Below are 4,795 nucleotides of genomic sequence, written 5' to 3'. Positions count from 1 at the left end.
AGCGAAGGAACTCGTCTTGAAGCAGGATGCTGCGCAGCTCCTCTATATTGAAGAACAGATCAAGGAAGTGACGAAGCTGCTTATGAGCCTTTGTACGGAGAAGATGAAGAAGGACATCGAGATCCTGACCTCGCTACGAGGTATCGGAGCATCCACCGCACTACAGTTCCTTATTGAGATGGGAGGCGATATTCGCCTCTACAAAAATGACAAAAAGCTCATAGCCGCTGCCGGCCTCGATCCCTCAACGTATCAATCAGGTACATACGAGGGGAAAAGTAAGATCAGCAAGAGAGGCAACCGACATTTGAGAAGAGTTATCTGGATTATGGCGAAATGTGTCATCTTCTCGAACGATCTCTTCAGAACCTACTTCTACAAGAGAAGGCGAGAGGGATCACCGTACAAGATGGCCGTGCTGGCCACTGCGCATAAGTTGATCCGGGTAATGTTCTCAATGCTCGTTCATCAGACATACTTTAAGGAGGGCGGGAAGTGAAGATAGTTGACCGTAATCCTCACCGCACCCATTTACCTCGATGATCATTGTTACGCATCGCAATGGCGAAGTTAGGCCCTGTGGAAGAACTATCGTTTGCTCTGCTATCGCTGGCTGAAGAAAGAGATCGCCCGATTCTGTGGAATGCATATGTGGCACGCCTGCAATACAAAAAGCTATTTCCAGAGAAGACTGACGCAGAAGGCCAATAAGAAGATTCCAAACTGTCCTGTCGAGAGGGCTAGGCTACTGGATAATGTCTATTTCCTCACTCTTGCCGCATGCCCTTCTGGCACACTTCTTGCTTCTTTGGTCGCGTTTATGAAAATTACTCGCGGTAATAGCCCAGTTCATTTCCTTGAGGCTTACAATACGAGTATCCACCGGAGACTACTGCTTATCGGCCAAGTTCGGTGCGAGTAAAAAGGCCAGAGTAGCAAGGCGACGCCGAGTTTCCATGATGCTCTGGCACAGAAAAGGGAGCACACCATGTACACCAGAAAGATTGCTTACTTTGTGATAGGACTTGTTTTTGTTCTATGTGGCTCGGGACTGTCATTCGCTGACTACTACGGATCGGTGACTGATGCGATCGGCGACAACGATCCCCGTAACCGCGCGGGTAGGGCGTACGATTTTGCTTCGGGGACAGCGCGGGTCACGGGAGGGAACCTGATCTTCAGCACCACGTTTGCACCGGGAACCTTCAGTTCAGAGAACTGGCGAGCGGCGTACATATACGCGGGCATAGATCTTGACCGAAATCCGAGTACCGGACACCCCGGCATTAACGCCGACGACACCGACAGCACCATTTTCGGCATGGATTATTTCGTAGCGTGGGGGGGCTCTTCGGTCTTCCCAGGGTACGGCCTGTACCGGTACCGGGCGGCAGAAGGCGACTGGTTCGCAGTCGATAGGAACCTTTCTGCCACGTATTCTGTCTCGGCGGATGACCCCAGCGTCGGCATTGCCACAGTGACCATTCCATTGTCAGATTTCAGGGGAGCCAGCGTCGGTACTTTCAATTTTAAATTCCAGGTTAATAAGCTGACGAGCAGTAATGCAATCAGCACTACCCTCGACTACATGCCAAACCCCGGGTCCTTCGGAACCACAGCCCCCGTGCCAACCCTGTCTCCGGTCGCCAGTCAGACAATCCTGTGGCCACCGAACCAGCAGATGGTCCCCATTACGATTCAGGCCAATGCGAGCGATAAGAGCGGCATGCCGGTGGTGCTCTCTGCCAAGATTGTCTGCAACGAAACAGGCTCGGGTTTCTGGACCACGCCGGTGATCAATCAGGAAACGGGGGTTATCTCCTTGAGCCTTCAGGCTGCCAGGGACGGCAATGATAAAAATGGGAGGCAGTACACAATTACCGTCACAGCCACTAACCATTGGGGAAACGCAAGCACCTCGAACGTGACGATTCTCGTGCCCCATGACCAAGGCAAGAACTAGATCCGGGACAATTTCAGCAAGGGGCAGGGCCAGCAATCGCGAGCCGATCGCTTAACGTGTTGAAAATAGATTTACCCTTGTGCTGAAAATGCCGCAAAACTGTTGATCGGCGCCGTTTCGTCGGCCAGAAAACCTGTCACTTGGTTTGAAAAGATTTTTTCCGAAAGAAAAAGGCCGAGAACCTTTGTGGCTCAAGGCCTTTTCTCATTTCTTCAACACGTTAAGCGATCGGCTCGCCAGCAATCGCTCTGCCTCTTTTATACTATTTCATGTCGTAATGTTCACTTCAGCAGATAACCTCAATACAAGACTTGTAGGTGGAACACAGATTCACCCTTCCCGGTATACCGTGAACTGATCTAATTGATGGAAGAAAGGCAGTTATCCGGCTCAGTGTGCGTTTAACTATCACCCATCGGCTGTGGCAATGGTGTACCAATTCTGATCATCAGTAATTGGTACACCATCCCGGTACCGTAGCTACCGTGAAAAAGCATTAAGACCGGTGCCGGCATAAAATAGCCGTTTGGGCTATTGCCTCCTGAAGCTTTCTCGCCTACCCTATAGCTTCGCAGAAGTGCATTCTTATAAAACGTCACTGTAAGGAGGTCAATGAACGAGCTTCTGGTTCCAGTGAAAAGCGAGAGCGCCGATCCGTGCCTTGTCCTGAAGAACACTCTCAAAGAACTGATCAGGGAACGCAAAGTTCTGCACCTCCGACGGTCAAACGGCTGGATGACTATTGATGAAGATCAGAGGACGAGAAATGAAGTCGGCTACCGTGGCCCGGAGAGACGGGCTGCAGGGTTGCTCGATGCTGCCCTCTTTTCCCGTGCGATTGAGGAGCAACTGCACAAGGATGGTGCCGTGGAAGCAATCCTCGGGTACGGCCAGAGGGCCCGTGAGATAGTCGATAAAGTACGTAGTGTGGCAAAGACCAACCTGTCCGTGCTGATCCAGGGCAAAACGGGTACGGGCAAGGGGGTTACCGCACGCATCCTGCACGAGCTGAGCAAGAGAAAGGATAAGCCCTTCATCAGGGTGGATTGTGGCGCCATCCCTCCAACGCTCATTGAAAGTGAGCTGTTCGGTCATGAAAAGGGTTCCTTCACCGGGGCCTTCCGCAGCAAGCCCGGTCGCTTTCAATTGGCAAACGGGGGCACCATTTTTCTCGACGAGATCGGCAATTTAAGCCTGGAGATGCAGACGAGGCTCCTTGGTTTCCTTGAAGAACGCCTGGTGAACTCTGTGGGCGGGGTAGGCGCCATACGGCTGAACGTGCGGGTCCTCAGTGCTACCAACGCCGACCTGATGGAGCAGGTTCGGCGGCTTCAGTTCAGGGAGGACCTCTTCTACCGCTTGAATGAGTTTGAGATCAAGATGCCTCCCCTCAAAGAACGCGGCGATGATCTCTGCTACCTCGCGGCAAAGTTCCTCCTCATGGCGAACACTGAACTGGGAAAGCACGTGTTCGGATTTTCGCAGGCGGCAATGGATTTCCTTTCGGGGTGCGCATGGAACGGCAACGTCCGTGAACTGAAGAACATGATCAGGAAGGCCACCTTGTTCGCAGACGACGTGATAGAACCAGAGCACCTGCTCGTTGACACTCAGCAGCATCAGCTCACGTCGCTCGACGCGTTGCTGGAGCATGCACTCAGGGAAGGGCTGCCACTGGCTGCCCTCCACGAGAAGCTCGGAATGATGGTGGATAAGAGGATCATCTGGCGGGTATATCAACAGTCGTACGGGAATAAAGCGACGACCTGCAAAGCCCTCGGTATTGATTATTCAACCCTGTACCGGAAGGTCAAGGAGTACGGGCTGGAATTTCTTCAAACTGGCCGGTCTTGCCTAATGGTTCCCGGGAGTTCCCGGTTTGATCAGTCAAGTATTGGGAGTCAAGACGTCAGTGGCAGGACTCTTGTAAGAAAGAAGGGATGAAGGTGGCCGAGCCATAGAATCGGCGCATGGGGGGGCGGATTCCCTCTATTCTTTTACAGGAGAGGTGCGTATGCGGAAGAAGAAAGCGGTACTACTGTCTTTGCTCTTCATGTTCATGGGAGGCTTAACCATGTTTGCACGGAGCCTCGAAGCGGCTATGGAATGGTCGGTGCTCAAGACCATAGACCTGAAGTCTGCGCCGTTGGATGTGGCTCCGTCCCTCGATGGGCAATGGATATTTATCCTTACTCCCGGTGAGCTCCATACCTATTCGGTCCAGGAGGGAAAGGTTACGGACCAAATCGCCGTGGACAAAAACTTTGATCGTATCGCCGCCGTACCAAGGACGAATGTGATTAGCATTTCCAGCAGCGCGAAGAAAACCGTCCAGATCGTCATGCTCCAGCCGGTCTACAAGATCGATGTGATGAATGCGCCCTTCAAAGGCCCAAAGGATGCAGCCGTCACCCTTGTCGTTTTCGACGACTACCAGTGACCGTACTGCAAGGGGGTTGAACCCCTCCTCCAGCAGGTGCTGGAGAAATACCCCAAAGAGGTCAAACTCGTGATCAAGCAGTTCCCCCTGTCGGAGATGCACCAATACGCGCGGAAGGCTGCGATCGCCGCCCTTGCAGCCTCAAAACAGGGGAAGTTCTGGGAGATGCACAGTAGGCTCTTTGCAAATCAGGAACAGCTGAGCGATGCTAAGATGGTAGAGATCGCCAAGGAGATCGGCCTGGACATGGAGAAGTTCGCCGAGAGCCAGAAGGACGCGGCCATCGCGTCCCAAATCGATGCGGACACAGCGCAGGCCACGCAGGTTAAGGTTCCGGGCACGCCTGCTATCTACGTTAACGGGAAGCTGCTCAATCAGCGTAGCCTCGCCGG

Annotated in this window: 5 protein-coding genes; all 5 read left to right on the top strand. The window is 52.9% G+C overall.

Going from position 1 to position 4,795, the window contains the following annotated elements:
• Nucleotides 1-499: transposase (locus VMT71_10365; GenBank protein ID HVN24362.1), on the top strand; the 499-nt coding region annotated here is incomplete at its 5' end.
• 489 nt (nt 500-988) lie between these two features.
• Nucleotides 989-1,963, top strand: a complete 975-nt coding sequence (locus tag VMT71_10360) for a hypothetical protein (GenBank protein ID HVN24361.1) — start codon at nt 989-991, stop codon at nt 1,961-1,963.
• Nucleotides 1,964-2,575: 612 nt separating this feature from the next.
• Nucleotides 2,576-3,907, top strand: coding sequence for a sigma-54 dependent transcriptional regulator (locus VMT71_10355; GenBank protein HVN24360.1), 1,332 nt, complete (start codon nt 2,576-2,578; stop codon nt 3,905-3,907).
• Nucleotides 3,908-3,977: 70 nt separating this feature from the next.
• Complete coding sequence (locus VMT71_10350; GenBank protein HVN24359.1) at nt 3,978-4,403, top strand: hypothetical protein; 426 nt, start codon at nt 3,978-3,980, stop codon at nt 4,401-4,403.
• Between the two features lie 36 nt (nt 4,404-4,439).
• On the top strand, nt 4,440-4,795 hold a 356-nt coding region (locus tag VMT71_10345), incomplete at its 3' end, for a DsbA family protein (protein ID HVN24358.1).

Source organism: Syntrophorhabdales bacterium (assembly GCA_035541455.1).
GTDB lineage: Bacteria > Desulfobacterota > Syntrophorhabdia > Syntrophorhabdales > WCHB1-27 > JADGQN01.
The sequence above is the reverse complement of the archived record's forward strand: the minus strand, read 5'-3'. Positions and strand labels throughout refer to the sequence as shown.

Excerpts from the sequence above, each read along its gene's own strand:
- VMT71_10360 (HVN24361.1), top strand. The coding sequence starts at position 989 with ATGTACACCAGAAAGATTGCTTACTTTGTGATAGGACTTGTTTTTGTT.
- VMT71_10355 (HVN24360.1), top strand. The coding sequence starts at position 2,576 with ATGAACGAGCTTCTGGTTCCAGTGAAAAGCGAGAGCGCCGATCCGTGC.
- VMT71_10350 (HVN24359.1), top strand. The coding sequence starts at position 3,978 with ATGCGGAAGAAGAAAGCGGTACTACTGTCTTTGCTCTTCATGTTCATG.